The sequence below is a fragment of the Actinomycetota bacterium genome (genome assembly GCA_040754375.1).
In the GTDB taxonomy this organism is placed as follows: domain Bacteria; phylum Actinomycetota; class Acidimicrobiia; order Acidimicrobiales; family AC-14; genus JBFMCT01.
The window spans coordinates 186,799-210,397 of the sequence record JBFMCT010000001.1 but is presented as its reverse complement, the minus strand read 5'-3'; the positions used below and the strand labels follow the sequence as shown (position 1 = coordinate 210,397).

Below are 23,599 nucleotides of genomic sequence, written 5' to 3'. Positions count from 1 at the left end.
ACCGGGTGCTGTTCGAGGATGCGGGCCACCCGGTGCTGGCGTTGCGGTTTCGCCAGCCTCACGGCTGGCTCCACATGTCCGAGGGCGCCGCCTCCCGGGCGGCGCGTGCCAGCCTCACGGCTGGCTCTCGGGGGCGGCACCGGCCAGCCACAGCAGGAGGCCCCGCTGGGCGTGGAGGCGGTTGGCGGCCTGGCGCCACACGACGCTGCGGGGACCGTCGACCACCGAGGCGGCCACTTCCTCGCCCCGGTGGGCCGGTAGGCAGTGGAGGAACACGGCCCCCGGGGCGGCCATGGCCATGAGGGCGTCGTCGACGATGAAACCGGCGAAGTCGATGCGCCGCTGCTCGGTCTCGGCCTCCTGGCCCATCGACGCCCACACGTCGGTGTACACGGCGTCGGCCCCCGACACGGCCTCGGCCGGGCTGGCTGTGATCACGGCGTGGCCGTCGGGCGGAGGCTCGTAACCGGGCGGGCTGGCCACCCGCACGACCATGCCGGCCAGGCGGCCCACGGCCATCAGCGAGCGGCACACGTTGTTGCCGTCCCCCACGTAGGCCACCGTTCGACCTTCGAGCGTCCCGAAGCACTGGCGCAGCGTGAGCGCGTCGGCCAAGGCCTGGCAGGGGTGGGCCCGGTCCGACAGCAGGTTCACCACCGGGACCGGCGACACAGCCGCCATGCGCTCCAGCACCCGGTGGTCGAACACCCGGGCGGCGATGACGGCGCAGTACCCGGCCAGGGCGCGGGCCACATCCTCGGCCGGCTCACGGGTGTCGATGCCCACCTCGTCAGGCCGGATGGTCACCGGGTGGCCGCCCAGCTCGACGGTGGCCACCTCCATCGAGACCCGGGTGCGGTTGGACGGCTTCTCGAACAGGAGGGCAACTGCCCGGCGGGCCAGCACCGCGGGTGGGGTCCCGAGCGCGGCCAGCTCGAGCACCTTCGTCAGCTCGGCCGGGGACAGGTCGTCGACGTCAAGCACGTGGCGGACGGCCCCGGGGGCCCGGGGGGACGCGCCTTGACCGCCCATCAGGCGGCCAGTACCGAGGCCAGCACGGCCACGGCCTCGTCGAGCTCGTCGTCGGTGACGAGCAGCGAAGGCATGAACCGCAGGGTCGTCGGCCGGACGGGGTTGACCAGCAGCCCGGCGGCCAGGGCGGCCGCCGCCACCTCGGGGGCGCTGCGCCCATCCAGCTCGGCGCCCACCAGGAGGCCCTGGCCCCGCACCTCGGCGATGCCAGGCAGACCGGCGAGGGCGTCCATGAGCCGGGTACCCGCGGCCGCGGCCCGGGCGGGCACGTCCTCGGCCTCCATCACGCCCAGGACGGCCCGGGCCGCGGCGGCGGCCAGAGGCTGGCCCCCCAAGGTGGTCGCATGGTCGCCCGGGCCGAAGGCGGCAGCCACGTCGTCGCTCGCCCAGCACGCACCGATGGGAACGCCGTTGCCCAGGGCCTTGGCCAGAGTGACCACGTCGGGCCGCACCCCCTCGTGCTGGAAGCCGAACCACCGCCCGGTACGGCCCAGTCCGGTCTGCACCTCGTCGACGATCAAGAGGGCGCCCACCTCGTCGCACAGCCGGCGGGCACCCGCGAGGTAACCCGCGGGTGCGGGCCACACGCCGCCCTCGCCCTGCACGGTCTCCAGCACCACGGCGGCCACGTCGGGGGCGGCCACCGCCTCGGCCAAGGCCTCGAGCGAGCCGTAGGGCACGTGGCGGAACCCGGCGGGGAGGGGCTGGAAGGGTGGGTGCCGGTGGAACTGGCCGGTGGCCGCCAGGGTGGCCAGGGTCCGGCCGTGGAACGAACGCTCGGCACTGACGACCACGAACCTGGCCGGCGCCCCGGCCCACTTGCGGGCCAGCTTGAAGGCGCACTCGTTGGCCTCGGCCCCTGAGTTGGCGAAGAACACCCGGCCTCCGCCCCCGACGAGGCGGTCCAGGGTCGAGGCCACTTCCGGCCCCACGGTGGTGCCGTACAGGTTCGAGACGTGCAGCAGGGTTCGGGCCTGGTCGGCCAGGGCGTCGGCCACCGCCGGGTGGCTGTGGCCCAGCGAGCACACGGCCACGCCCCCCACGAAGTCGAGGTACTCCCGCCCCTCGCTGTCCCACAGGCGCGACCCCTGGCCCCGCACGAAGGTCACGGGCGGGGGCGGGTAGGTGTTCATCAGGCGGCTGTCCTTGACGGCGGTGCTCACGGGCCGACCATCGTCCCGATGCCCTCGTTGGTGAACACCTCGAGCAGCAGGGCATGGGGCACCCGGCCGTCGAGGATGTGGGCCTGGCCGACGCCGCCCCGCACGGCCCGGGCACACGAGGCGACCTTGGGGATCATCCCCCCGCTGACCGTGCCGTTGGCCAGCAGGGCCTCGACCTCGCCCACCGACACCGTGTGGACCAAGCTGGCAGGGTCAGCGACATCGGCCAGCACACCTACGACGTCAGTGAGATAGACGAGCTTCTCGGCTCCTAGGGCCTCGGCCACGGCCGCCGCGGCTACGTCGGCGTTGATGTTGTAGGCCTGGCCTTCGGTGTCGCTGCCGATGGTGGCCACTACGGGGATCAGCTCTTGGGCCAACAGCCGCTCCACGATCGTGGGGTTGACCGACACCACGTCACCGACGAAGCCCAGTTCGGGGGAACGGGCGGCCGCCGTGATGAGGCCGGCGTCCTCGCCGGAAAGGCCCACGGCCAACGGGCCATGCACGTTGACGGCGGCCACGATGTCGCGGTTGACCTTGCCGACCAGCACCATGCGGGCGATCTCCAGGGTCTCGGCGTCGGTGACCCGCATGCCGTCGCGGAACTCGGGCACCTTGCCGAGGCGCCTCATCAGCGAGCCGATCTGGGGGCCGCCACCGTGGACCACGACCGGGCGCATACCTACCGAGCGCATGAGCACCACGTCCTGGGCGAACAGGGTGGCCAGGCTCTCGCTCTCCATGGCCGCCCCGCCGTACTTGACGACCACGATCTTGCCCCAGAACCGGCGGATGTAAGGCAGGGCCTCGGCGAGTACGGCCGCCTTCGAGGCCGCCCCGGTACCCGCGACCGACGTGCTCACGATGTCCGCATGTTCTCGTCGATATAGGCGGGCGACAGGGCCGTGGCCAGGAAGGTGGCCTCCCCCTCGCCCAGCCCCAGGTCGGCGGCCACCTCGACCATCCGGCCGTCCATGTGGTCGCGCACACGGGCCGTGTCGTGGTCGACGGCCACCCCGTCGCGCGCCACGACCACCCCGCCGTAGGACACCCGGACGAGGTCGGGGTCGAAGTCGGCACCCGACGAACCGAGCTCGCTCACGATGCGGCCCCAGTAGGGGTCGCCCCCGTGCAGCGAGCACTGCACGAGCTGGCTCTCGGCCACCTTGCGGGCGGCCCGCCGGGCGTCGTCGGAGGACCGGGCACCGGTCACCTTGATGGTGGCCACCTTGGTCGCCCCCTCGGCGTCGTCGGCCATCTGCTCGGCCAGGTCGGCACAGGCCAGGGTGAGAGCGTCAGCCAGCGCGCCCGCCGGGGGGCGCCCGCCCTTGCCGCTGGCCAGCACGATGACCGTGTCGTTGGTCGACGTGCAGCCGTCGACCACCAGGGCGTTGAACGTGCCGGCCACGGCCACCCGCAGGGCCTCGGCCAGCTCCTGGGGGGTGGCTTCGGCGTCAGTCGTGAGGACGGCCAGCATGGTGGCCAGGTTGGGGGCGAGCATGGCCGCTCCCTTGGCCATCCCCCCGACGGTCAGCAGGCCAGTGCCCACGGTGGTCTCCTTGACCCGGGTGTCGGTGGTCATGATGGCCTGCGCCGCCAGCGCGCCGGCCGCCTCCGAGCCCTTGCGGGCCTCGACCAGAGGCCCGATCCCGGCGAACAGAGGCTCTTCGGGCAGGGGGATCCCGATGAGCCCGGTGGAGCACACGAGTACCTCGGCGGGCTCGCACCCCAGGCCCTCGGCCACGAGGGCACAAGTCCTCTCGGCCGCCTGCCGGCCGGCCTGGCCGGTGGCCGCGTTGGCGTTGCCGCTGTTCAGGACCACGGCCGCGGCCATGCCCCCGGTCGCTTCCAGGTGGGCGCGCGACACCAGGACCGGGGCGGCTGAAGCCCGGTTGGAGGTGAAGACGGCCGCGGCCGGCACCGGCTGGCCGTCGGCCGTGGCCACCAGGGCCAGGTCGAGGGCGTCCCCCGGCTTGATGCCGCAGTGGACGCCGGACGCCGAGAAACCCTTGGGACGGGTGACGCTCACCCGCTGCTCCTTTCACCGGTGTCGACCGGGGGTAGTGCCTGGCGGCTCACGGGTACACGCCGACCGAGGCCAGCCCGGCCCGCTCCTCTAGGCCGAGCAGCAGGTTGGCACACTGGACGGCCTGGCCGGAGGCTCCCTTGACCAGGTTGTCGATGGCCGCCAGGGCCATCACCCAGCCGGTGCGGGGGTCGTAGCGGGCGCTCAGGTGGGCGGTGTTCGAGCCCCAGGCCGCCTTGGTGGACGGCGGGGCCTCGGCTACCACCACGAAAGGCTCGGTCTCGTAGGCCGCCGCCAGGGCCTCCAGGAGGGTGCCGGTGGACAGCTCAGCGCCCGCCGCCGGGCGGGCGTAACAGGTGGCCAGGATCCCCCGGGTCATAGGCACCAGGTGGGGCGTGAACAGCACCTGCACCCCGCCCCTGGCCTGCCCGAAGGCGGCCACGGCCTGTTCGATCTCGGGCGTGTGGCGGTGGTCGAGCAGGCCGTAGGCCACGAAGTCCTCGTTTACCGTGCCGAAGTGGGTCGTGTGCTTGAGGCCCCGCCCGGCTCCCGATACACCACTGGCGGCGTCGACCACGATCCCCTGGGGCTCGATCAGCCCGGCCCGCACCAGCGGGGCCAAGGCCAAGGTGGCGGCCGTGGGGTAACACCCGGGGGCGGCCACCCCATCGGCCTTGGCCACGGCCTCCCGGTTCAGCTCGGGCAGGCCGTAGGCCAGTCTCCCGAGGATGTCGGGACAGGCGTGGGGCTCGCCGTACCACTGCTCGTAGGACGCGGTGTCGAGAAGGCGGAAGTCGGCTGCCAGGTCGACGACCTTGGGGCCGTGGTCGAGCAGGCCAGGCACGATGGCCTGGGAAGCCCCGTGGGGCAGGGCCAGGAAGACGAGGTCGACGCCCTGGGCCAGTTCCGGCCGGTAAGCCTCGAAGGCCAGGCTCGGGTAGGCGGCGGTCAGGCTGGGGTAGAGCGAAGCGACCCGCGTACCAGCCTGGCTATCCCCCGTGGCCCACGCCACGTCGAGCTCGGGGTGGCCGGCGCACAGGCGCAGGAGCTCGCCCCCCGTGTACCCGGACCCCCCGATAATCCCCACGGTTGCCATCGGCAAGCAGCATACACCCGATTGCATTCCTATGCAGGCGCCCTTTGTGAAACGATCTACGGGCGGCGCATGTCACGCGAGGAGGGCGGTCGGGATGCGAAGGACGTTTCGGGTTGTGGCGGCGGTGGCCGCAGCCGTGATGTTGGTGGGCTGCGGGGACGGTGGCGGTGAGGGCGCGGCCACCAACAAGGCGGAGTGGGAGGCCCAGCACGGTGAGCTGGTAGCGGCCTACAGCCGCGATCTCACAGCCGTCCTCAACACCATCAACCAGGGCGAACGGACCACCACGATGGCGACCTGCAACCAGGTGATCGACGACGCCAACGAGGTCAAGGAGAAGGCCCTGCCCGTGCCCAACGCGGCCGTCGACACGGCCCTGCGCAAAGCCGTCGACATCGGGCTCAGCGCGGCCGACAACTGCCTCAAGGGCGCCCGCAACACCGAGGCCCACGCCGTCGAGGTCGCCCAACGCGAGTTCGCCGAGGCCCGCGAAGCCATGGACGAAGCCGAAGCCGCCATCGAAGCCTGGACCTGACCGGCCCCAGCTGACTGCGCCGGGCTAGCCCAGCCCGAGTCAGGAGGGGGCGACGGTGGCCAGGAGCTCCTCGCGCGACATCGAGGACCGGCCGGGGACCTCCTGCTCGCGGGCCAGGTCGCGGAGCTCTTCGGTGGTGAAGGCCTCCTTGTCGGCCACGGTGGGGGCGCCCAGGCGGGCCTTTAGGGCCTCCAGGGCCTGGCCCATCTCGTCGAGGGCGGCGGCGTCAAGCACCTTGCGCACCTCGGGGAACATCTCGGACTCCTCCTCCTCGGCGTGGTGCTCCACGCTCTCGATCAGAACGGTGATCTTGGCCTCCCAGGCCTCGTCGCCCGGGGCCAGGGCCTTGATCTCCTCGATGAGCGTCTTGGCCACGTGGTGCTCCTCGACCCCTTCCGCCACCGTCTCGGCCAGTTCCTCGCTGGCCTCGCGGATCGACGGGTAGAAGATCTCTTCCTCGATCTCCGCGTGGACCTCGAGCTCCTCGATGATCTTGGCCGCCACCGCCGTCATCTCGTCCTGGTCGTCGGCTTCGTGAGCGTCCTCGAACTTCTTGAACAGCCCCCGCACGCGGTTGTGGTCGGCGGTGAGCAAGAGCAGTGCGTCCATGGCGGTTCCTCCGGGCTACGGGCGTTCGGCCTGTCGCCCGATCAATTCCCCGCGCGGACCGCCCCCGAAACTCAGCCCCGCAGCGTGGCGCCCACGGCCTTCTCCACGGCGACGATGGCCTGGGCCCGCAACTCGGCCAGCTCCTCGTCGCCGAGCGTCCGGTCGGGGGCGGCCACCCGCAGGCGAAAGGCCAGGCTGCGCCGGCCCTCCCCCAACTGGGCACCGCGGAACACGTCGAACAGCCAGATGTCCTCCAGCAGGTCGCCGGCGGCCAGCCGCAACGCCTTCTCGACGTCGGCCGCGGCCACCTCGGGACCGACCGCGAACGCCAGGTCGAAGTCGGCCGACGGGAACCGGCTGACGGGCCGGTAGTCGGCCCCGACCCGGGGGGCGGCCAATAGCCGGCCCAGGTCCAGCTCGAGCCACGCCACCGGCCCGTCGAGCCCGTGGGCCGCCACGATGTCGGGGTCTACCTCGCCGACATGGCCTACGGGCACGTCCGAGGCCGTCACGGTGGCGCTCCTGGTGGGGTGCAGGCCCGGGGGTACCGACGGGGCCAGCACCACCGCGTCGACCCGTAGGGCGCCGGTGAGGACGTCGAGCAGGACCTTGGCCGCGCCGGCGTCGGCCCCGGCCAGGACAGCCCCGACCAGCTCGGGCTCGTCGGGCAGGCCCTGGCCACCGGCCGGGGGTAGGAAGACCTTGCCGATCTCGAACAGGCGTACGTCCGGGTAGCGGTGGCCGGCGTTGGTCGAGACGGCCCGCAGCAGGCCGGGGAGCAGCGAGGGCCGCAGCACCGACTCCTCCTGGGCCAGCGGGTTCTCCACCTCGACGGCACCGGGCCCGAAGCCGCACCGGTCCAGGTCGGCAGGGGCCAGCAGGGAGGTCGACCAGGCCTCCGACAGGCCGGCCCCGGCCAGCACGTCGCGCACCCGCCGGCGGTCGCGCTGGTGGGCGGTGAGCCCTCCGCCGCGGGCCACGGCCGGCAAGGTGCGGGGGATGCGCGAGTAGCCGTGGTGGCGGGCCACCTCCTCGACGATGTCCGCTTCCCGGTCGCTGTCGGGCCGCCACGAGGGCACGGTGACGACCAGCTCGCCGGCGGTGCCCGCGGGCTCGGTGGCGAACCCGATGGGCTCCAGGTACCCGACGACATCCTCGGTGGTCAGCTCGGTGCCCAGCAGGGAGTTGACCTTGACCGTGCGCACGTTCACCCGGGGACGGGCGGGACGCTCCACGCTGGCGTCGACAACTGGGCCGTCTACGGTCGAGCCCGCGAGCTCGGTCGCCAGTTGGCAGAAGCGGGCCACGGACCGTTCGATGCCCTCGGGGTCGGTGCCCCGCTCGAAGCGGACCGACGCCTCGGTCCGCAAGCCCAGGCGCTTGGAGGTGAGGGCGATGGCCAACGGGGTGAATGCGGCCGCCTCCAAGAGCACGCTCGTCGTGGCCTCGCCGATCTCCGACGACGCCCCGCCCATGACGCCCCCGACCCCGACGGCCGTGCCCTCGGCGTCGCAGATCACGCAGTCGTCGGGGCCCAGGGCCCTCTCCAGGCCGTCGAGGGTGACGAGCACCTCGCCGGTCCGGCCCCGGCGGACGAGCAGGCCGCCGCCGGGTAGGCGCTCGAGGTCGTACGGGTGGTTGGGCTGGCCCATCTCCAGCATCACGTAGTTGGAGATGTCGACGACGTTGTTGATGGGCCGCATACCGGCCATCGTCAGGCGGTTGGCCAGCCACGCCGGGGACGGGCCGACGGCCACGCCCCGCAGCCTGGTGGCCGTGAACCGGGGGCACAGGTCGGGGGCCTCGACGACGACCGTGCTCCCCGGACCGGCCACGGCCCGATCGAGCCCGGGCGGCTCGGGCACCGTGAAGGGGACCTTCAGCCGGGCCGCGAGGTCGCGGGCCACCCCCACGATGGAGAGGGCGTCGGGGCGGTTGGGGGTGACGTCGATGTCGAACACGCAGTCGGCCACGATGCCGAGGGCCTCGGTGAGCGCCGAACCGGGCTCGGCCGCCCCCGATGGGAGCACGAGGATCCCGTCGTGGTCGTCGGACAGGGCCAGCTCGGCACCCGAGCACAGCATCCCCTCCGACCACTGGCCGCGTACCTTGCGGCGGCCGATCTGCATGCCCCCCGGTAGCCGGGCCCCGACGGGGGCGAAGGGCACGAGGTCGCCGGGCCCGAAGTTGAAGGCCCCGCACACCACGTGGGCCACCTCGCCCCCGCCGGTGTCGACGTCGACCAGTTGCACCTTGTCGGCCGCCGGGTGGGGGGCGGTGGCCAGCACCTTGGCCACCACGATGTCGCCCAGGCCCTCGCCCACCCGGTCGATGCCCTCGACCACCAGGCCCAGGCTGCTCAGGGTGGCGGCCAGGTCAGCCGGCTCGCCTTCGACGGGCGCGAAGTCGCGCAGCCACGACAGGGGGACTCGCATGACGGGCAAGGGTAGGCGACGGCCACCGGCGGCGTACCGGTAGCACCGCCCTCCTGGTGACGCCCCGGCCGGCCGTCGTTACGATGGCGGGCGTGAGCCGGGCCAAGCTCGACGACCGCGCCGCATTCGCACGGGAACTGCGCCGTATGGCGGCCGGCGACCGGCGCCGCTACGAGTACTTCCGCCGGGAGGTGGCCCGCAGCGTGCGCAAGGGCGAGGCCGTGGTCGACCCCTCGGCCGCCCCCCTGGCCATAGCCGCCGCCCGCCTGGCCCAGAAGGCCCCGGTGTGGCCTTGGACCGTGGTCGTGCCCGTCGTCGTGCTGGCCGCCCTGGCCTTGGCCATCGGCGGCTTCGCCCTCGTGTGGTTCGTGGCCACCGTCGTGCCCGCGGTCGCCACCGAACCTCTCCGTGCCCGCCGCCGCCGCAACCGCGCCCTGTCCGCCGAGGCCGCCAACCTCGCCCTGGTGTAGGGGTCGCGGGTGCACCCCCGAAAACCTGCGCGGGAATCGTGGGCGTTTCGCCCACGATTCCCGCGCAGGTTTCGTGGGGTGGGGCCCCGGACCGGCCCGACCTGGCCCGCCGGGCCCGGCCGGCGGCCTAGAACTGGCGGAGGAAGCGGATGTCGTTGGTGATGAAGTGGCGCAGGTCGTCGACGTTGTGGCGCATCATGGCGCAGCGGTCGATGCCGAACCCGAAGGCGAAGCCTTGCCACTGCTCGGGGTCGAGGCCAACGGCCTTGAACACGTTGGGGTCGACCATGCCGCAGCCTCCCAGTTCGATCCAGCCCGAGTGGGAGCAGACCCGGCAGCCGGCCCCCTCGCAGAAGATGCACGTCACCTCGAACTCGGCCGATGGCTCGGTGAACGGGAAGAACGAGGGCCGCAGCCGGGAGTGGATGGCCGGCCCGAAGTAGGCCTCGGTGAACGCCTCGATGGTGCCCGCCAGGTCGCCGAAGCTCGTGCCCCGGTCGACCACCAGGCCCTCGATCTGGTGGAAGACGGGCAGGTGGCGGGCATCGGGGGTGTCGCGGCGGTAGCAGCGGCCGGGCATGACCACGTAGATGGGGGGAGGCTCGGACTGCATGACCCTGATCTGCACAGGCGACGTGTGCGTGCGCAGCAGGGTCGACTCGGGGGCGCCGAGCTTGACGTAGAGGGTGTCCCACATGCTGCGGGCGGGGTGGCCGGGCGGCATGTTGAGCGCTTCGAAGTTGTACCAGTCGGTCTCCACCTCCGGTCCCTCGGCCACCCGGTAGCCCATGGCCACGAAGATGTCCTCGAGCTGGTCGCGCGCCTGGGTGACCAGATGGAGGTGGCCCCGGTCGATCTCCGGACGGAACTCGGTGAGGTCCATGCGCTCGGCCTCCAGCCGCTGGCGGCGCTCGGACTCCTCCAGCGCGGCCCGGCGGGCCCCGACCTCTTCCTCCAGACGCAGGCGGGCCTCGTTGACGGCCCGGCCCGCGTCCCGGCGCTCCTCGGGGGCGAGCTGGCCCAGGCGGCCCCGGGCGGCCACGATGGCCGACCGCCGGCCCAGCACGGCGCTCTCCACCTCGTCCAGTTCGCCAAGGGTGGCGGCCGCCGCCACCCGGGCCGCCCCTTCCTTGACAGCCGCCTCAAGCTCCTCGTTCACGGTGCCAGCTCCGGGGGTAGGTCGGTGGGGAGCGTGAAGCGGAACGTCGAGCCCCTCCCCATCTCGGACTCGGCCACCAGCCGGCCACCGTGGGCCTCCACCAGGCCCCGGCTGATCCACAGACCGAGCCCCGAACCGGTCGGCTTGGTCTCGGCCCGCCGGAAGAACTTCGTGAAGACCCTGGGCAGGTCGGAGGGGGGGATGCCGCTCCCCCGGTCGGTGACCAGTACCTCGATGGCACCGTTGCCGGCCGTCCCGGCGACCGTCATGCCCTTGGGGCTGGCGTACTTGGCCGCGTTCTCCACCAGGTTGGTCAACACCTGCTCAACCTTGTCAGGGTCGGCGTAGGCGCGCGGGAAGTCGGGGGGGAAGCTGACCTCGACCTCGAGCTCGGGCTCGGTCATGCGGACCTTCTCGGTGACGGCCTCGACCAGGTGGGGGATGTCCACGAGCTGGCGGCGCAGGGCCAGCCGACCGCTCTCCAGCCGGCTGATGTCGAGCAGCTCGTTGACGAGCCTGGTCACCCGGTCGGCGTCGTGGTGGACCTGCTCGAGCATCATGCGCTTCTGGTCGTCGGCCAGGCGGTCCCACCGGTTCAGCAGCAGGCTGGTGTAGCCCTTGACGGCCGTGAGCGGGGCCCGCAGCTCGTGGCTGACCGTGGAGATGACCTCGATCCCCTCGGCCGGGGACCGTCGGCGGGCGGCGCTGCGCAGCACGAGGACGGCCCCCGCCAGTGACCCATCGGCCTCCCGGTCGTAGCGCCCGGTGACGAGGGCGGTCACGACCCGGCCCTGGGCCGTACGCAGGCGGACGCGCTGTTCGGGCACCCTGGCCACCGAGCGCAGCCGGGTGGAGCGGTGCCAGCCACCGGCCGGTACCCCGTCGAGGCGGGCCAGGTCGAACAGCTCGTCGATCGTGCGGCCCTCCATCTCCGCGACGGCATAACCCGTGAGGCGGCTCGCGGCCGAGTTGGCGGCCACCACCCGGCGGTGGGCGTCGAGCTGGAGGACCGCGTCGGGGAGCAGTTCGAGGTCGATCACGTACCGCGTTGGCGGGCTGCTTCGAAACAGACCACAGCCGCCGCCATGGCCACGTTGAGCGACTCCGCCCGGCCCGCGATCGGGACGGTCACCCACTGGTCGACATGGCCCTCGAGGCCGGCCGGCAGGCCCACGGCCTCGTTGCCCATCACGAGGGCCGACGGGTGCCCGAACGAGACCTGGTGGTAAGGGGCCCCCCGGTTGGCGGCCGTGCCGAGCCGGCGCATGCCCCACGCGCCCAACTGGTCCAAAACCACCCCCACTGGCCCTCCTCTGGCCACCAGCCGAACGTGGAACAACGACCCCGCCGACGCCCGTACGCACTTGGGGTTGTAGACGTCGACCGTCCCCTCGCAGCAGACTACCCCGCCCACCCCGGCCGCCTCGGCCGTTCGTAGGATGGTGCCGAGGTTGCCCGGGTCGCGCACGTCGACGCACACCACCAGCAAGTTCGCGTCGAACAGGTCGGCCAGGACCGCCTCGGCCATGCCCACCACCGCCAGCAGGGCTTGGGGGGTGGCCGTGGCCGCCACCCGCTCGATCACCCCCGGTGCCAGGCCGAACACTCGCACGCCCGCGGCGTGCGCCCGCCCGACGACCGGGTCGGCGAACCCCGCAGGGGCGGCGTACAGGCCCTCGACGGCGGCACCGGCGGCCAGGGCCTCGGCCACCAGCTTGGGCCCCTCGACCACGAACGCCCGCTCGCTCTGGCGGTAGGAGGGCTGGGTCAGCAGGCGCCGGAGCCTCTGCGTGCGCTTGTGGCGTGGCCCCAGGAGGTTGGGGGCACCCCGTGGCCCAGTCGTCATGACATCCCGCTCAGCCGGCGGGCCCGATCACTCCCCGGCCGCGATCTTGACCAGCGCGGCGAAAGCCGGCGGATCGCTGACGGCCAGGTCGGCCAGAACCTTTCGGTCGACTTCGACGCCCGCGGTGCGCAGGCCGGCGATGAAGCGGCTGTAGCTGGTGCCGTTGACCCGGGCGCCGGCGTTGATGCGCTGGATCCACAGTTGGCGCATGTCACCCTTGCGCGCCCGGCGGTCGCGGAAGGCGTACTGCCCCGAGTGCATGACCTGCTCGTTGGCGGCCTTGAACGACCGGCTCTTGTTGCCGTAGTAGCCGCGCGCCTGCTCGAGAACGGCGCGATGGTGCTTGCGACCGTGCACCGCGCGCTTGACCCTGGCCATGCCGTGCTCCTTTCCCTCGTCCCTCTCCGTGGCGGCGTCGCCCCTGGGCGACGCCGGGCATCCCTACAGGCCCAGCAGCCTCTTGACCTGAGCCTTGTCACCGCCGACGACCTCGGCCTCCTGGGCCAACCTCCGCGTGCGCTTGCTGGGCTTCTTCTCGAGGATGTGGGCGCGGAACGCCTTGCGGCGCATGATCCGGCCGGTGCCGGTCACCTTGAACCGCTTGGCGGCTCCCCGGTGCGTCTTCATCTTGGGCATCGTCAGGGCTCTCTCGTTCTCGGCGTCCGGCTCAGGACGCCGTCGCGTTCTCCTTGGGCTTGGCCCTCTTGTCGGGGGCCAGGACCATGATCATGTTGCGCCCGTCGAGGCGGGGAGCGGCTTCGACCTTGGCCGGAGGCGCCAACTGCTCGGCGATCCGGTCGAGGATCCGCTTGCCCAGCTCGGGGCGGGCCATCTCCCGGCCCTTGAACATGATCGTGATCTTCACCTTGTGACCCTCATCGAGGAAGCTCGACACCTTGCGGGTCTTGGTGTCGAAGTCGGCCTCGCCGATCTTGATCCGGTACTTCATCTCCTTGATCGGGGAGTTGCCGCTCTTGCGGCGCGACTCCTTGTCGCGCTGAGCAGCCTCGTACTTCCACTTGCCGTAGTCGAGGATCCGGCACACCGGGGGGTCGGCGAGCGGCGCCACTTCCACGAGGTCCATGTCCAGCTCGCGAGCCAGATAGAGAGCCTCGGGAAGAGGTTTGATGCCGAGCTGGCGCCCATCGGGGTCGACCAAGCGCACCTCGCGCGCCCGGATGCGGTCGTTGATCCTGAGGTCGGTCCCCTCCGGTCCGGCGATGCGACATCACTCCTTCCCGCCGCTTCCCGGACGGCGAGCTCAGTGGTCCCAGGTTGCGGGGAACGCGAAGAAGGCGGACGTTGGGAAACGCCCGCCCCTGGCGGTCGACCGACCCGACGCACCAAACTCCCTGCGGAGACTTCTGGCTCCTCGCGGAACCCGCCTGGTGGCCGGGTGGGGGCCCGGCAGGCCCCGCTTCCCTTCTTCGAATGTGGACCTAGGGTAGCAGCATGAGCACCATCTGGACGCCGTCGGGCGAACGACCGGTACGCCGCGAGCCAGACCCCCAGCCCGCCGCTCCCGCGGAAGGGGCCGGGCTGCCGGGGGCAGGCGGCGACCGCCAGCCCACCGAGGAGGAACTGGCGGCCCACTTTGCCGAGGTCCAGCGCCAGCTCCTGGGGACGCCGGCCTCGGTCGTGATCGCCAATCACGTCATCGGCCTGTTCCAACTGGCCGTCCTTCACCTCGAGCAGCCCCAGCCCCGGCTGACCGAGGCCAAGTTGGCCATCGACGCCATGGGCGCGGTCGTCGAGACCCTTGGGCCCCGCCTGGGCGAGGAGGAGGCCCCCATGCGCGAGGCCCTGGCCCAACTACGCCTGGCCTACGTGCAGCGACAGCCGGTACCCCCGGAGCCGCCGGTAAGCTGACCACATGCGACGAGCCGGGCCCCTGACCGCGATGGCCCTGCTCGCCGTCCTGGTGCTCGCGGCGTGCGGCGATGGAGGCTCTTCTGGCGCCCCCTCGGGGGCAGGCGTCTCCTCGGGCGCCCTCGACGCCCGGGTCGAGCGTTTCACGGTCAACAGCGCCAACCACGTCAACGGCCAGGTCAACTACGCCCAGACCCCGCCCGTCGGGGGCGACCACAACGCCGCCTGGCTCAACTGCGGTTACTACCCCCAGGCCGTGATCGTAGAGATGGCTGTGCACTCCATGGAGCACGGCGCCGTCTGGGTCACCTACCGGCCCAGCCTGCCCTCGGACCAGGTCGACATCCTGCGAGCCTTCGCCCGCTCCAACCGTTACGTGCTCGTCTCGCCCTGGGCCGACGACACCCTGCCCGCCCCCGTGGTGGCCTCGGCCTGGGGCCTGCAGGTCCAGGCGGGTACGGCCGAGGACCCGGTGGTGGCCGCCTTCGTGGAGACCTACGCCAACGGCCCCCAGACCCCCGAGCCCGGCGCCCCCTGCTCGGGCGGGGTCGGCTCCCCCTCCTGATGGTCGCCCCGGCGGCGCCACCTCCGGGCGCGGCCGGCACCGGTGGGCCTCGGGACGCTCCCGGCCCGCCCCCCTCCTCCCCGCCCGACGGCCGGCCACGGCGTGCGCCCCTGGTGGTGGCGGCTGTGGTGGCCGTGGCCGCCCTGGCCGCCGCCGGCTACTTCTTCGGGACCGACGCACCGGGGCCGGCCCGCTCGGCCGGAGGGGTTGCCCCCGACATCGTGCTGCCCGACCTGCGCAGCGACCGGACCGTGACCCTGGCCGAGCTCCGGGGCAAGCCCGTGGTGCTCAACTTCTTCGCATCGTGGTGCGTCCCATGCCGCAAGGAGCTCCCCGCTTTCCAGGCGGCGTCGGTCCGCCTGGGCGGCCAGGTGGCGTTCCTGGGCATCGACCACCAGGACGACCGTGAGGGCGGGCTGCGCCTGCTGTCCGAGACGGGCGTGACCTACCCGACGGGCTACGACCCCGACGGGAAGGTGGCCACCTCCTACGACCTGTTCGGCATGCCCACGACCGTCTTCATATCGGCCGACGGCCGCATCCTCGACAAACACACGGGCGAGCTGACCGAGAGCCAGCTCCTGGCCACCGTGGCCCGGCTGTTCGAGATCGAGCCGTGAGCACCTGCCAGACGGTCTTCCTGGCGGCTGTGCTCCTGGTGGTGGCCACCGTCTTCGCCGTCCTCACCGTGGAGGTCTTCGGCCGAGGGTGAGCGGGCACGGACGCGCGGCCCGAGGGAGAATGGGGCCCGTGCAAGAGGTGTCCACGGTTCTCGACGAGGCCAGGTCCGCCTACCGCCGGCGGGACTGGGCCCTGGCCCGGGACCGCTTCGGGGCGGCCGCGGCCGAGGGGCCCTTGGGCGCCCAGGACGCCTACCAGCTGGCCTCGTGCCACTGGTGGCTGGGCGAGCTCGACCAGGCCTTGCCCGCCCTGGCCGCGGCCTACCGCCTCTTCCTCGACGCCGGCCTGGACCGCACGGCCGCCCTCGTCGCCCTGGAGGCGGGCTACACCCACGCCCTGCGGGGGGATGGCGCCCAGGCCTCGGGGTGGACGGCCCGGGCCGCCCGCCACCTCGACAACGAGACCGACTGCGGGGAGAAGGCCTACCTCGACTACCTCGCCCTGGAGGACGCCCTGGGCCAGCGCGACCTCGACCGCGCCCTGGAGCTGGCCCTCCATCTCGTGGCCACCGGCAAGCGCTTCGGGGACCCCAACTTGGTGGCCCTGGGCGTGCTCGGCCAGGGCGAGGTGATGGTCCGCCGGGGGGAGGTGGCCCGGGGGCTGTCGCTGCTCGACGAGGCCATGGTGGCCGCCGTGTCCGACGACCTGGACCCGGGCTGGGCCGGCAACATCTACTGCCACCTCATGCAAGCGTGCGACGACCTCTACGACTGGGGCCGGGCCGCGGAGTGGACGGCGGCCACCGCCCGCTGGTGTGAGGCCATGCCCGGTGCCGGGCCCTTCATGGGGATCTGCCGCGTGCACCGGGCCCGGGTCCAGGGCGTGCGGGGTGAGTGGGACCAGGCCGAGGCCGCGCTGGCCCTGGTGTGCCAGGAGCTGGCCCACTTCCTGCCGGCCATGGTGGCCGAGGCCCACTACTGCCTCGGTGACCTCCGGCGCCAGCGGGGCGACCTGGAGGGGGCGGCAGCGTCCTATGCCCAGGCCCACAGCCTGGGCCGGGACCCCTGCCCCGGGTTGGCCCTGCTGTGGCTGGCCCAGGGGCGGACCGGGGCGGCCCGGGCCTCGCTGCGCCGGGCCCTCGACGGCGCTGGCACCGACACCCTGTCTCGTGCCCGCCTCCTGCCGGCGGCCGTGGAGGTCGCCCTGGCTGCCTCCGACGTGGAGATGGCCCGCTCGGCGGCCGACGAGCTGGCGGCCGCGGCCCGCCTCTACGGCACGACCGGGCTTCGAGCCGAGGCGGCTACCGCCACCGGGGCGGTGCTGCTCGACCAGGGTGACGCCGCGGCTGCGCTGGTCTCGCTGGGCGAAGCACTGCGGGGTTGGATCGAGCTCGGCGCGGGCGGCCAGACGGCCCGGCTGCGCCTCTTGCTGGCCCGGGCCCACGAGGCGCTGGGCGAGGCCGAGGCTGGCGAGCTCGAGGCCCGGGCCGCCCGGGCCGAGCTCGAACGCCTGGGGGTGGCCCCGCCCCGGTCCCGCCCCGGGCCCCGGGCCGACGGCCTCTCGCCCCGGGAGGCCGAGATCCTGGACCTGGTGGCCGATGGGCTCACCAACCAGGACATCGCCCAGCACCTGGTGCTCAGCATCCGTACCGTCGAGCGCCACCTGGCCACGGTGTACCGCAAGCTGGGCCTGGAGGGCCGCAGCGCCCGCGCCGCGGCCGTGCGCCATGCCCTCTCGGGCAACCCCGCCGAGCCCCGCTGAGGGCGCCAACCGCCGGGGCCGGCCGCCGGTCCTACGTAGTGGGCCCTTCCCGAATGCGTAGTCGGTTGCGTGCTGGCACCGATGCCCGCGCCGGGGCCTCGGCCGTACCTTGCCTACGAGCCGCTGCTCGCCGGTAGCCGAGGCCTCCGGCGGGCAGCGGACCTGGAAAGGTCAACCGAGAGCAGGAGGCCAGATGCCCCACGACGAGACTACGACCGGGCCCCTCGGCCAGGCCCACCGCCGGCCCGGCGAGCGCGAGCACGCAGTGGCCGTGATCGTGGCCGCCTTCGCGGCCGACCCGCTGATGCGCTGGGCCCTGCCCCAGCCCGCCACCTACCTGTCGGCCTTCTCCGAGCTGGCCGACATGCTGGCCGGCACGGCGTTCGGCTCCGGGACGGCTGATCTGGCCGGGGCAGCCGTCGCCCTGTGGTTCCCTCCCGGCCAGGACCTCGACGGTGAGGCCGTCGGTGGACTGCTGGCCCGGGCGGTCGACGATGACCGGCTGCCCCACGTGTTCGAGCTACTCGGCCGGATGAGCGAGCACCACCCCCAGGAGGAGGTGTGGTACCTGCCCCTGCTGGGTGTCGACCCGTTCCACCAGGGCCGCGGGCTGGGCTCGGCCGTACTCGCCCAGGGCCTGGCCCGGGCCGACGCCGACCACCGGCCGGCCTACCTGGAGGCCAGCTCACCCCGCAACCGGGCCCTGTACGAACGCCACGGCTTCACCGTCGTGAGCGAGATCCAGGTCGGGACCTCCCCGCCCCTGTGGCCCATGGTCCGCCCCGCCCGCTGAGAGCTTCACAACTCACCAAAGGAGAGACGATCTCATGACGACCACCCCCCAGACGGCGACCCCCGAGACGGTGACCCCGGCCCACGCCTACCAGGCGTACTTCGGGCCGGCCATCTTCGAACCGCTGAGCGAGCTGGTGGTCGGCTGCGCCGCCCCCGCGCCGGGCGACCGGGTGCTCGACATCGCCTGCGGAACGGGCATCCTCACCCGCCGCCTGGCCGCCCTGGCCGGGCCCACGGGCCGGGTGCAGGGCGTCGACATCAACCCCGCCATGGTGGCTGTGGCCCGGTCCATCGCCCTGCCCCCGGGAGCCCCTGTCGACTACTCCCAAGGCAACGGCACCGCCCTCGACGTCCCGGGCTCGTCGTTCGAGGCCGCCTACTGCCAGCAGGGGCTCCAGTTCTTCCCCGACCGAGCCGCGGGAGTGGCCGAGATGCGCCGGGCGGTGGTGCCCGGCGGGCGGGCCGTCGTGGCCGTGTGGAAGGGCCCCGAGCACCACCCGTTGTACGAGGCCATGGCCGACGCCGAGTGGCCCCACCTGGCCGAGGCCGGCCTCGACGTGACCCGCGACGACCTGGTCGCCCCGTTCTCGCTGGGTGACCCCGACGAACTGCGGGCTCTCCTGGCCGACGCCGGGTTCTCGCGCGTCGAGGTCCATGAGCGCTCCGTCGAGGCCCGCTTCGCGGACGCCGACAACTTCATCGAGCGCATGGAGTTCGCCTACGCGGCCGTGATCCCCCGCTTCGCCGAGGACCCCGCCGCCTTCCAGGCCTACCTCGACGCCATCTCCGGCCAGACGAGGGCACTCGTGGCCGAGCACCGCCAGGGCGACCACGTGGTCGTGCCCATGCACACCCACATCGCGGTGGCCCAGGGCTAGGCGCCAGCACGCGGTGTTCTCTCGGTAGCTTTGCGTCCGCTGAGCGGCGACAAAGCTACCGAGACTGCACGGGCCCCGCCGGTACCGGGGCAGCGGCCGTCCTGAGCCGGCCCACGGCCCGTACCAGGGCCGAGACCACCAGCACGGTGGCCCCCAGGGAGATCGACACGCCCCAGTCCCGCAACGACAGGGGGACGGTTGAGAAGACCTCTCCGCCGAAGGTGATGATCAGGAACTGGAGGGCGACGATTACCGCGACCACCCACAGGAAGGTGTAGCTGCGGTGCAGGCCCGTGAAGGGGCTCCGGTTGAAACGGGTCGAGCGAGAGTTGAACTCGTTCCAGATGTGCAACCAGACGAAGGTGTTGAACAGGAAGGTGGCCCGGTAGTCCGAGTCGGTCGTGTCGGTGAACACGTCGGTGGTCAGGACGACGATCAGCAGGACGAACATGTACAGGCCGATGGCCAGGACGTTCGTCCACATGGTCCGGGAGATGAGCGGCTCCTCCCGACCGTGGGGGGGCTGGTCGAACAGCTCGTCGGTGGGTGGCTCGAGGGCCAGGGCCAGGGCGGCCAGCGAGTCCATGATCAGGTTCACCCACAGGAGCTGGACGGCGGTGAGGGGCGTGCCGTAGCCGGCCAGGGCGGCGGTGAAGGCCGTGGCCAAGGCCACCACGTTCACGGTCAGCTGGAACTGGAGGAACTTGCGGAGGTTCTCGAACACCGATCGTCCCCACCGGATGGCCCGCACGATCGAAGCGAAGTTGTCGTCCACGATGACGATGTCGGAGGCCTCGCGGGCCACCTTCGAGCCCGAGCCCATGGAGAAGCCGACGTCGGCCGTGACCAGGGCGGGGGCGTCGTTCACCCCGTCACCGGTGACCGCCACCACGTCTCCCTCGCCCTTGAGCAGCTCCACCAGGCGCTTCTTGTCGTCGGGCAGGGCCCGGGAGAGCACCTTGAGGCGACCGATGTCGGCCCGGACCTCGTCGTCGGACATCCCCCGGAAGGCCGGGCCTTCGAGCGCGAGGTCGCCGGGGACCATGATGTGGGCCTGGCGGGCGATCTCTTTGGCGGTGTCGACGATGTCGCCCGTGATCATCATCACCCGCACCCCCGCCCGCCGGCACAGCTCCACGGCGGCCGGCGCCTCGGGCCGGAGCGGGTCGGCGATCACGAACACCCCGGTGAACGTCAGGCCCTCGTCGAGGTGATCCTGATCGGTGCCGGCCGCCACCCGGCCCTCGGCGAAACCCAGGGTCCGGTTGCCGCGGCCCGCGCTCTGGTGCAGCGACTCCATCACGGCCCCCGCCCGAGCCTCGTCGAGGTCCACCGGCCCGGCTTCGGTGGCGATCGTCGTGCAGTGCGAGAGCACGACCTCAGGAGCGCCCTTCATGTGCACCTGCCACGTGCCGTCGCCGCTGTCGGTGACGGTGAGCATGTGCTTGCGGGTCGAGTTGAACTCCCGCCTGACGGCCACCGCCGCGCTGTCACGCTCCCGGCGGTAGTCGAAGCCCTGGGCCGCCAGCCACTTGAGCAGAGCGCCCTCGGTGGAGTTGCCGGCCACGACCACCTCGCCGTCGCGCTCGACCAGGTCGGCGGTGGAGTTGACGGCGATGCTGCGGGCCAGCGAGGAGAACAGCGGGCCCTGAGCCTCGTCGCGGCCCACCACGGCCAGGACCTCCGGCCCCCAGAGCTGGCCCCCGACCTCGGCCGACTGCAGGTTCATGGTGCCGGCGGTGAGCGTGCCCGTCTTGTCGGAGCAGACGATGGTGGCCGCGCCCATGGTCTCGCACGCCGCCAGCTCCCTGACCAGGGCCTTGTCCTGGGCCATCTTGCGCGTCGTGTAAGCCAGCGACAGGGTCACGGCCAGGGGAAGGCCCTCGGGCACGGCCACCACCACGATGGTCACGGCGATGATCAGGGCGTCGAGGATGAACTCCGCGAAGTCGGCCGTCAGCCCGAAGGGCGGTGCCTCGCCCCGGGCCACGGCCGAGAGCACGAGGGCACTGAAGGTGAGCACGGCCGCCACCGCCCCCACCTTGCCGATCCGGCTGGCCAGGGCGTCCAGCCGCTCCTGGAGCGGGGTCGTCTTGTCGCGGGCGCCGGTGGCCAGCCGAGCCTGGCCGAACACGGTGGCGTCACCCACCTCGGTGACCACCGCCCGGCCACTTCCGTCGAGCACGCGCGAGCTGGAGAAGAGCTCGTCGCCCACGGTCTTGGTCGTGTCCGGCTCACCGGTGATGGCCGCCTCGTTGACTAGGAGCTCGGCGCCCTTCACGTAGCGGGCGTCGGCCGGCAACACGTCCCCGGTGTTGACCTCGAACACGTCGCCGTGGACGAGCTCCTCGGAGTCGACCTCTTGGACCCGACCGTCCCGTACCACCTTCACCGCCGTCTTGCGGGAGACGGCGTCGAGGGCCGTGTAGTCCCGCAGGGCCCGCACCTGGTTGTACGTGCCGACGGAGGTGACCATGAGTACGGCCACGCTGATGGCGATCCCGTCGATCCAGTGCCCCGTGAAGGCCCCCAGCACCAGGGAGAACCCGGCGCACACCAGGAGGATCTTCAGCATGGGGTCGCCGAAGGCCTCCGAGAACAACTGCCAGCCCGACTTGGTCGGCAGGGGGCTGAAGGCATTGGTGCCGGCGGCCCGGCGGCGGGCCACCTCGGCGGCCGTGAGGCCGTGGATTACGTCGACATCGTCCAAGGCCTGGGCGGAGGCGTCGCCGGTGGCGAGCTGTTCTGTCACGGGGGGCTTGCTCCTTGGAGGCCCGCTCGGGGTGTGCTCCGGTTACGCACGGGAAGACGGGGTGCAGAGACGTTAGGGCTCGGCTACGGGCTGCGAGAGTACCGCCCCCCGGACGCGCACCGGCCGCGCCGGCGGTGGTGCCGGCGCGGCCTGTGCGAGGGAGCGCCTGCTAGGAGACCTCGGCGGGCGCCTTGGTCGATGCCTTGGCCTTCGACCTGGCCCTCGGCGAGGGCCCGCTCTGGCCCCTGGCCAGGAACGAGACCAGCAGCAGTACCAGGCCCACAGCCACCAGCCCCACGACCCCGGCGATGATCGCCTTGGCCGCCTTCGACATGCCCCCGCCGAGGGCCGCGAACTGGACGTTGGCCACGTAGATGTCCTGCAGGCCGCCGCCGAGGTTGGTGTTGTCGCCCACGCTGACATCGGTGTGGCGGGTGTCGTCCCATCCGATGATGGCGTGCTCGTTGGCCGAGGCCAGGCTCGGAGGCGTGGTCATGTCGTAGTTGATGGCCCACACCCCGATGCGCCGGTCGACCGAGCGGTCGGTGATGCGCTGGTTGGCCGACCACGTCTGGCCGTTGTCCTCGGAGTAGGTGTACATGATGTCGTTGGAGCGGATGCCCGGGTCGAACCGGGTGTCGTAGAAGGCCACGTCGATCCGGCCGTTGGGGGCCACCTTCAGGTTCGGGTAGTACTGCCCGTGGTAGTCCTCGGGCCGGTCGTCGGTGAGGTTGCGGGGCGTCTCCCACGTCTCTCCGCCGTCGGTGGAGCGGATGTAGTACACGTCGTGGGCCCCGAGCACCTCAGGGCGCTCCCGGTACTCCCACACGCCGTGGAGCGTGCCCGCCGGGCCGCCGCCCGGAGTCCAGGCCAGGTGGGCGAACGTGTTGTTGGCATAGGAGAAGGGCTGGGCCTGGCTGGTAGTCCACGTCGCCCCCCGGTCGGTCGACTTCGACAGGAACAGGCCCACGGGCGGCCCGGGGTTGATGTTCGCCGTGTTCGAAGGCCAGATCGCATAGGCCGTCCCATCGTCGGCCACGGTCACGACCGGCTGGAACCCGCCGAAGTTGACGGCCTGGTTGGGCTCGGCCGCCCGGGAGCCGGCCGGGGCCGTGTTGGGCGGGGTGCTCGCCCCGGGGATAGTCGTGCGGGCCGTGAGGCCCCGGGTGCGCACGCTCTCGTCGCTGAAGATCGTGACGGGCAGGTGCACGGGCTCGGCCCAGGTGGCGCCCGCGTCGGTCGAGACCATGACGGTCGAGATGGCGGGGGCCGCGTTGGGGTTGCTGAACCCCGTGAGGCGGGTCGTGAAACCCACGTAGACGATGTCCTGCGAGCCGCTGCGGGTGTCCACGGCCAGCGAGCCGATCGGGCGCTGGAACTCCTGTTCCTCGCCCTGCTTACCCCGGTTGTTGCGGGCGATGACCGTCTCCCAGCTGTCGCCGAAGTCGGTCGACTTGGCCACGATGATGCTGGAGTTGCCGCGCGTACCTGCGTCGGATTCGTCCCAGCCCGGGAAGGCGTAGTAGATGGTGCCGTTGCGCCCGAAGGCGATCTGGCCCTGGAAGGCCCCGCGGTTGTTGGTGGTGCAGAACGGGAAGGACTCGGGCGCCGGCTGGGCCTCGGGCTTCGTCCACGTCTGGCCGCCGTCGCTGGAGCGCATGAACCCGCACGACTTCGTGCGTAGCTCGTTGAACCCGGCCGCCACCCGCTTGGGGTTGGACGGGTCGATGGCCAGGGCGGGGGCCTGGTAGAGCCGGCCCGGGTTGAGGTCGTCCTTGGTCATCTGTACCGGCTGGGTGATCCCCATGGGCTCGGCGCTCAGGGCCGTCCCCTGGGCCAGTACGGTCATCGCTGCGGCCAGCATGACCAGCCGGCGGCCTGTCGAACCTCTCACTTGTTCCCCCCGTTTGCCTTGTGGCGGATTGTCCCAGCCGACCCCTCGCCCCGTCGGCGACCAATTGTCCACCGCCCCACCGCGGGTCTC

The 23,599-nt window shown here is 72.4% G+C and carries 23 protein-coding genes; 8 read left to right on the top strand and 15 right to left on the bottom strand.

Features of this window, described 5'->3' with window-relative positions:
• Positions 1–114: 114 nt before the first annotated feature.
• Genes argF through argC form a run of 5 tightly spaced genes read right to left on the bottom strand, consistent with a single transcriptional unit; the run spans position 115 to position 5,320 of the window.
• Positions 115–1,032 (bottom strand): ornithine carbamoyltransferase, encoded by a 918-nt coding sequence (gene argF, locus AB1673_01005; GenBank protein ID MEW6152556.1) that lies wholly within the window; start codon positions 1,030–1,032, stop codon positions 115–117.
• Positions 1,032–2,195, bottom strand: a complete 1,164-nt coding sequence (locus tag AB1673_01000) for an acetylornithine transaminase (GenBank protein ID MEW6152555.1) — start codon at positions 2,193–2,195, stop codon at positions 1,032–1,034. Before AB1673_01000 ends, argF begins: the two co-directional genes overlap by 1 nt.
• A complete protein-coding gene (gene argB / locus AB1673_00995) occupies positions 2,192–3,061 on the bottom strand; it encodes an acetylglutamate kinase (GenBank protein MEW6152554.1) in 870 nt (289 codons plus the stop codon). The genes AB1673_01000 and argB overlap by 4 nt, the downstream gene beginning before the upstream one ends.
• Entirely contained in the window at positions 3,058–4,227 is a 1,170-nt protein-coding gene (argJ, locus tag AB1673_00990) for a bifunctional glutamate N-acetyltransferase/amino-acid acetyltransferase ArgJ (GenBank protein MEW6152553.1), read from the bottom strand. The genes argB and argJ overlap by 4 nt, the downstream gene beginning before the upstream one ends.
• Before the next feature lie 46 nt (positions 4,228–4,273).
• Positions 4,274–5,320 (bottom strand): N-acetyl-gamma-glutamyl-phosphate reductase, encoded by a 1,047-nt coding sequence (gene argC / locus AB1673_00985; protein ID MEW6152552.1) that lies wholly within the window; start codon positions 5,318–5,320, stop codon positions 4,274–4,276.
• Between the two features lie 94 nt (positions 5,321–5,414).
• Here argC and AB1673_00980 point away from each other — a divergent pair, with 94 nt between their 5' ends.
• On the top strand, positions 5,415–5,855 hold the full coding sequence (locus tag AB1673_00980) for a hypothetical protein (GenBank protein ID MEW6152551.1): 441 nt from the start codon (positions 5,415–5,417) through the stop codon (positions 5,853–5,855).
• Positions 5,856–5,894: 39 nt separating this feature from the next.
• Here the strand turns inward: AB1673_00980 and AB1673_00975 are convergent, their stop codons facing one another.
• Both AB1673_00975 and pheT read right to left on the bottom strand, forming a co-directional pair.
• The gene (locus tag AB1673_00975; GenBank protein ID MEW6152550.1) at positions 5,895–6,464 is read right to left on the bottom strand and encodes a hemerythrin domain-containing protein; all 570 of its coding nucleotides are present in this window, start codon (positions 6,462–6,464) and stop codon (positions 5,895–5,897) included.
• A 71-nt stretch (positions 6,465–6,535) separates the two neighbouring features.
• Entirely contained in the window at positions 6,536–8,899 is a 2,364-nt protein-coding gene (gene pheT, locus AB1673_00970; GenBank protein MEW6152549.1) for a phenylalanine--tRNA ligase subunit beta, read from the bottom strand.
• 92 nt (positions 8,900–8,991) lie between these two features.
• On the opposite strand from pheT, the gene AB1673_00965 reads away from it, so the two are divergent.
• Positions 8,992–9,369, top strand: a complete 378-nt coding sequence (locus AB1673_00965; protein ID MEW6152548.1) for a hypothetical protein — start codon at positions 8,992–8,994, stop codon at positions 9,367–9,369.
• A gap of 127 nt (positions 9,370–9,496) precedes the next feature.
• Here AB1673_00965 and pheS read toward each other — a convergent pair whose 3' ends face one another.
• From pheS to infC, 6 genes are all read right to left on the bottom strand, one after another.
• On the bottom strand, positions 9,497–10,528 hold the full coding sequence (pheS, locus tag AB1673_00960; GenBank protein MEW6152547.1) for a phenylalanine--tRNA ligase subunit alpha: 1,032 nt from the start codon (positions 10,526–10,528) through the stop codon (positions 9,497–9,499).
• Positions 10,525–11,568: an ATP-binding protein gene (locus AB1673_00955; protein MEW6152546.1), complete on the bottom strand. Its 1,044-nt coding sequence runs from the start codon at positions 11,566–11,568 to the stop codon at positions 10,525–10,527. Before AB1673_00955 ends, pheS begins: the two co-directional genes overlap by 4 nt.
• The gene (locus tag AB1673_00950) at positions 11,565–12,374 is read right to left on the bottom strand and encodes an RNA methyltransferase (protein ID MEW6152545.1); all 810 of its coding nucleotides are present in this window, start codon (positions 12,372–12,374) and stop codon (positions 11,565–11,567) included. The genes AB1673_00955 and AB1673_00950 overlap by 4 nt, the downstream gene beginning before the upstream one ends.
• A gap of 27 nt (positions 12,375–12,401) precedes the next feature.
• Entirely contained in the window at positions 12,402–12,752 is a 351-nt protein-coding gene (gene rplT, locus AB1673_00945; GenBank protein MEW6152544.1) for a 50S ribosomal protein L20, read from the bottom strand.
• 63 nt (positions 12,753–12,815) lie between these two features.
• Entirely contained in the window at positions 12,816–13,010 is a 195-nt protein-coding gene (gene rpmI, locus AB1673_00940; protein ID MEW6152543.1) for a 50S ribosomal protein L35, read from the bottom strand.
• A 31-nt stretch (positions 13,011–13,041) separates the two neighbouring features.
• Entirely contained in the window at positions 13,042–13,566 is a 525-nt protein-coding gene (gene infC, locus AB1673_00935; protein MEW6152542.1) for a translation initiation factor IF-3, read from the bottom strand.
• 260 nt (positions 13,567–13,826) lie between these two features.
• On the opposite strand from infC, the gene AB1673_00930 reads away from it, so the two are divergent.
• The 6 genes from AB1673_00930 (at position 13,827) to AB1673_00905 (ending at position 18,863) form a co-directional block, all read left to right on the top strand.
• A complete protein-coding gene (locus tag AB1673_00930; protein MEW6152541.1) occupies positions 13,827–14,243 on the top strand; it encodes a hypothetical protein in 417 nt (138 codons plus the stop codon).
• Positions 14,244–14,247: 4 nt separating this feature from the next.
• Complete coding sequence (locus tag AB1673_00925; GenBank protein ID MEW6152540.1) at positions 14,248–14,808, top strand: DUF3105 domain-containing protein; 561 nt, start codon at positions 14,248–14,250, stop codon at positions 14,806–14,808.
• Between the two features lie 113 nt (positions 14,809–14,921).
• Positions 14,922–15,428 carry a TlpA disulfide reductase family protein gene (locus AB1673_00920; protein MEW6152539.1) on the top strand — a complete coding sequence of 169 codons (507 nt, stop codon included), beginning with the start codon at positions 14,922–14,924 and terminating at the stop codon, positions 15,426–15,428.
• Between the two features lie 130 nt (positions 15,429–15,558).
• On the top strand, positions 15,559–17,190 hold the full coding sequence (locus tag AB1673_00915) for a LuxR C-terminal-related transcriptional regulator (GenBank protein MEW6152538.1): 1,632 nt from the start codon (positions 15,559–15,561) through the stop codon (positions 17,188–17,190).
• A 193-nt stretch (positions 17,191–17,383) separates the two neighbouring features.
• Complete coding sequence (locus AB1673_00910) at positions 17,384–17,983, top strand: GNAT family N-acetyltransferase (protein MEW6152537.1); 600 nt, start codon at positions 17,384–17,386, stop codon at positions 17,981–17,983.
• Positions 17,984–18,017: 34 nt separating this feature from the next.
• Positions 18,018–18,863 carry a methyltransferase domain-containing protein gene (locus AB1673_00905; GenBank protein MEW6152536.1) on the top strand — a complete coding sequence of 282 codons (846 nt, stop codon included), beginning with the start codon at positions 18,018–18,020 and terminating at the stop codon, positions 18,861–18,863.
• 55 nt (positions 18,864–18,918) lie between these two features.
• Here AB1673_00905 and AB1673_00900 read toward each other — a convergent pair whose 3' ends face one another.
• Both AB1673_00900 and AB1673_00895 read right to left on the bottom strand, forming a co-directional pair.
• Entirely contained in the window at positions 18,919–21,615 is a 2,697-nt protein-coding gene (locus AB1673_00900) for a calcium-translocating P-type ATPase, PMCA-type (protein MEW6152535.1), read from the bottom strand.
• Positions 21,616–21,784: 169 nt separating this feature from the next.
• A complete protein-coding gene (locus tag AB1673_00895) occupies positions 21,785–23,509 on the bottom strand; it encodes a sialidase family protein (GenBank protein ID MEW6152534.1) in 1,725 nt (574 codons plus the stop codon).
• Between the last annotated feature and the right edge of the window lie 90 nt (positions 23,510–23,599).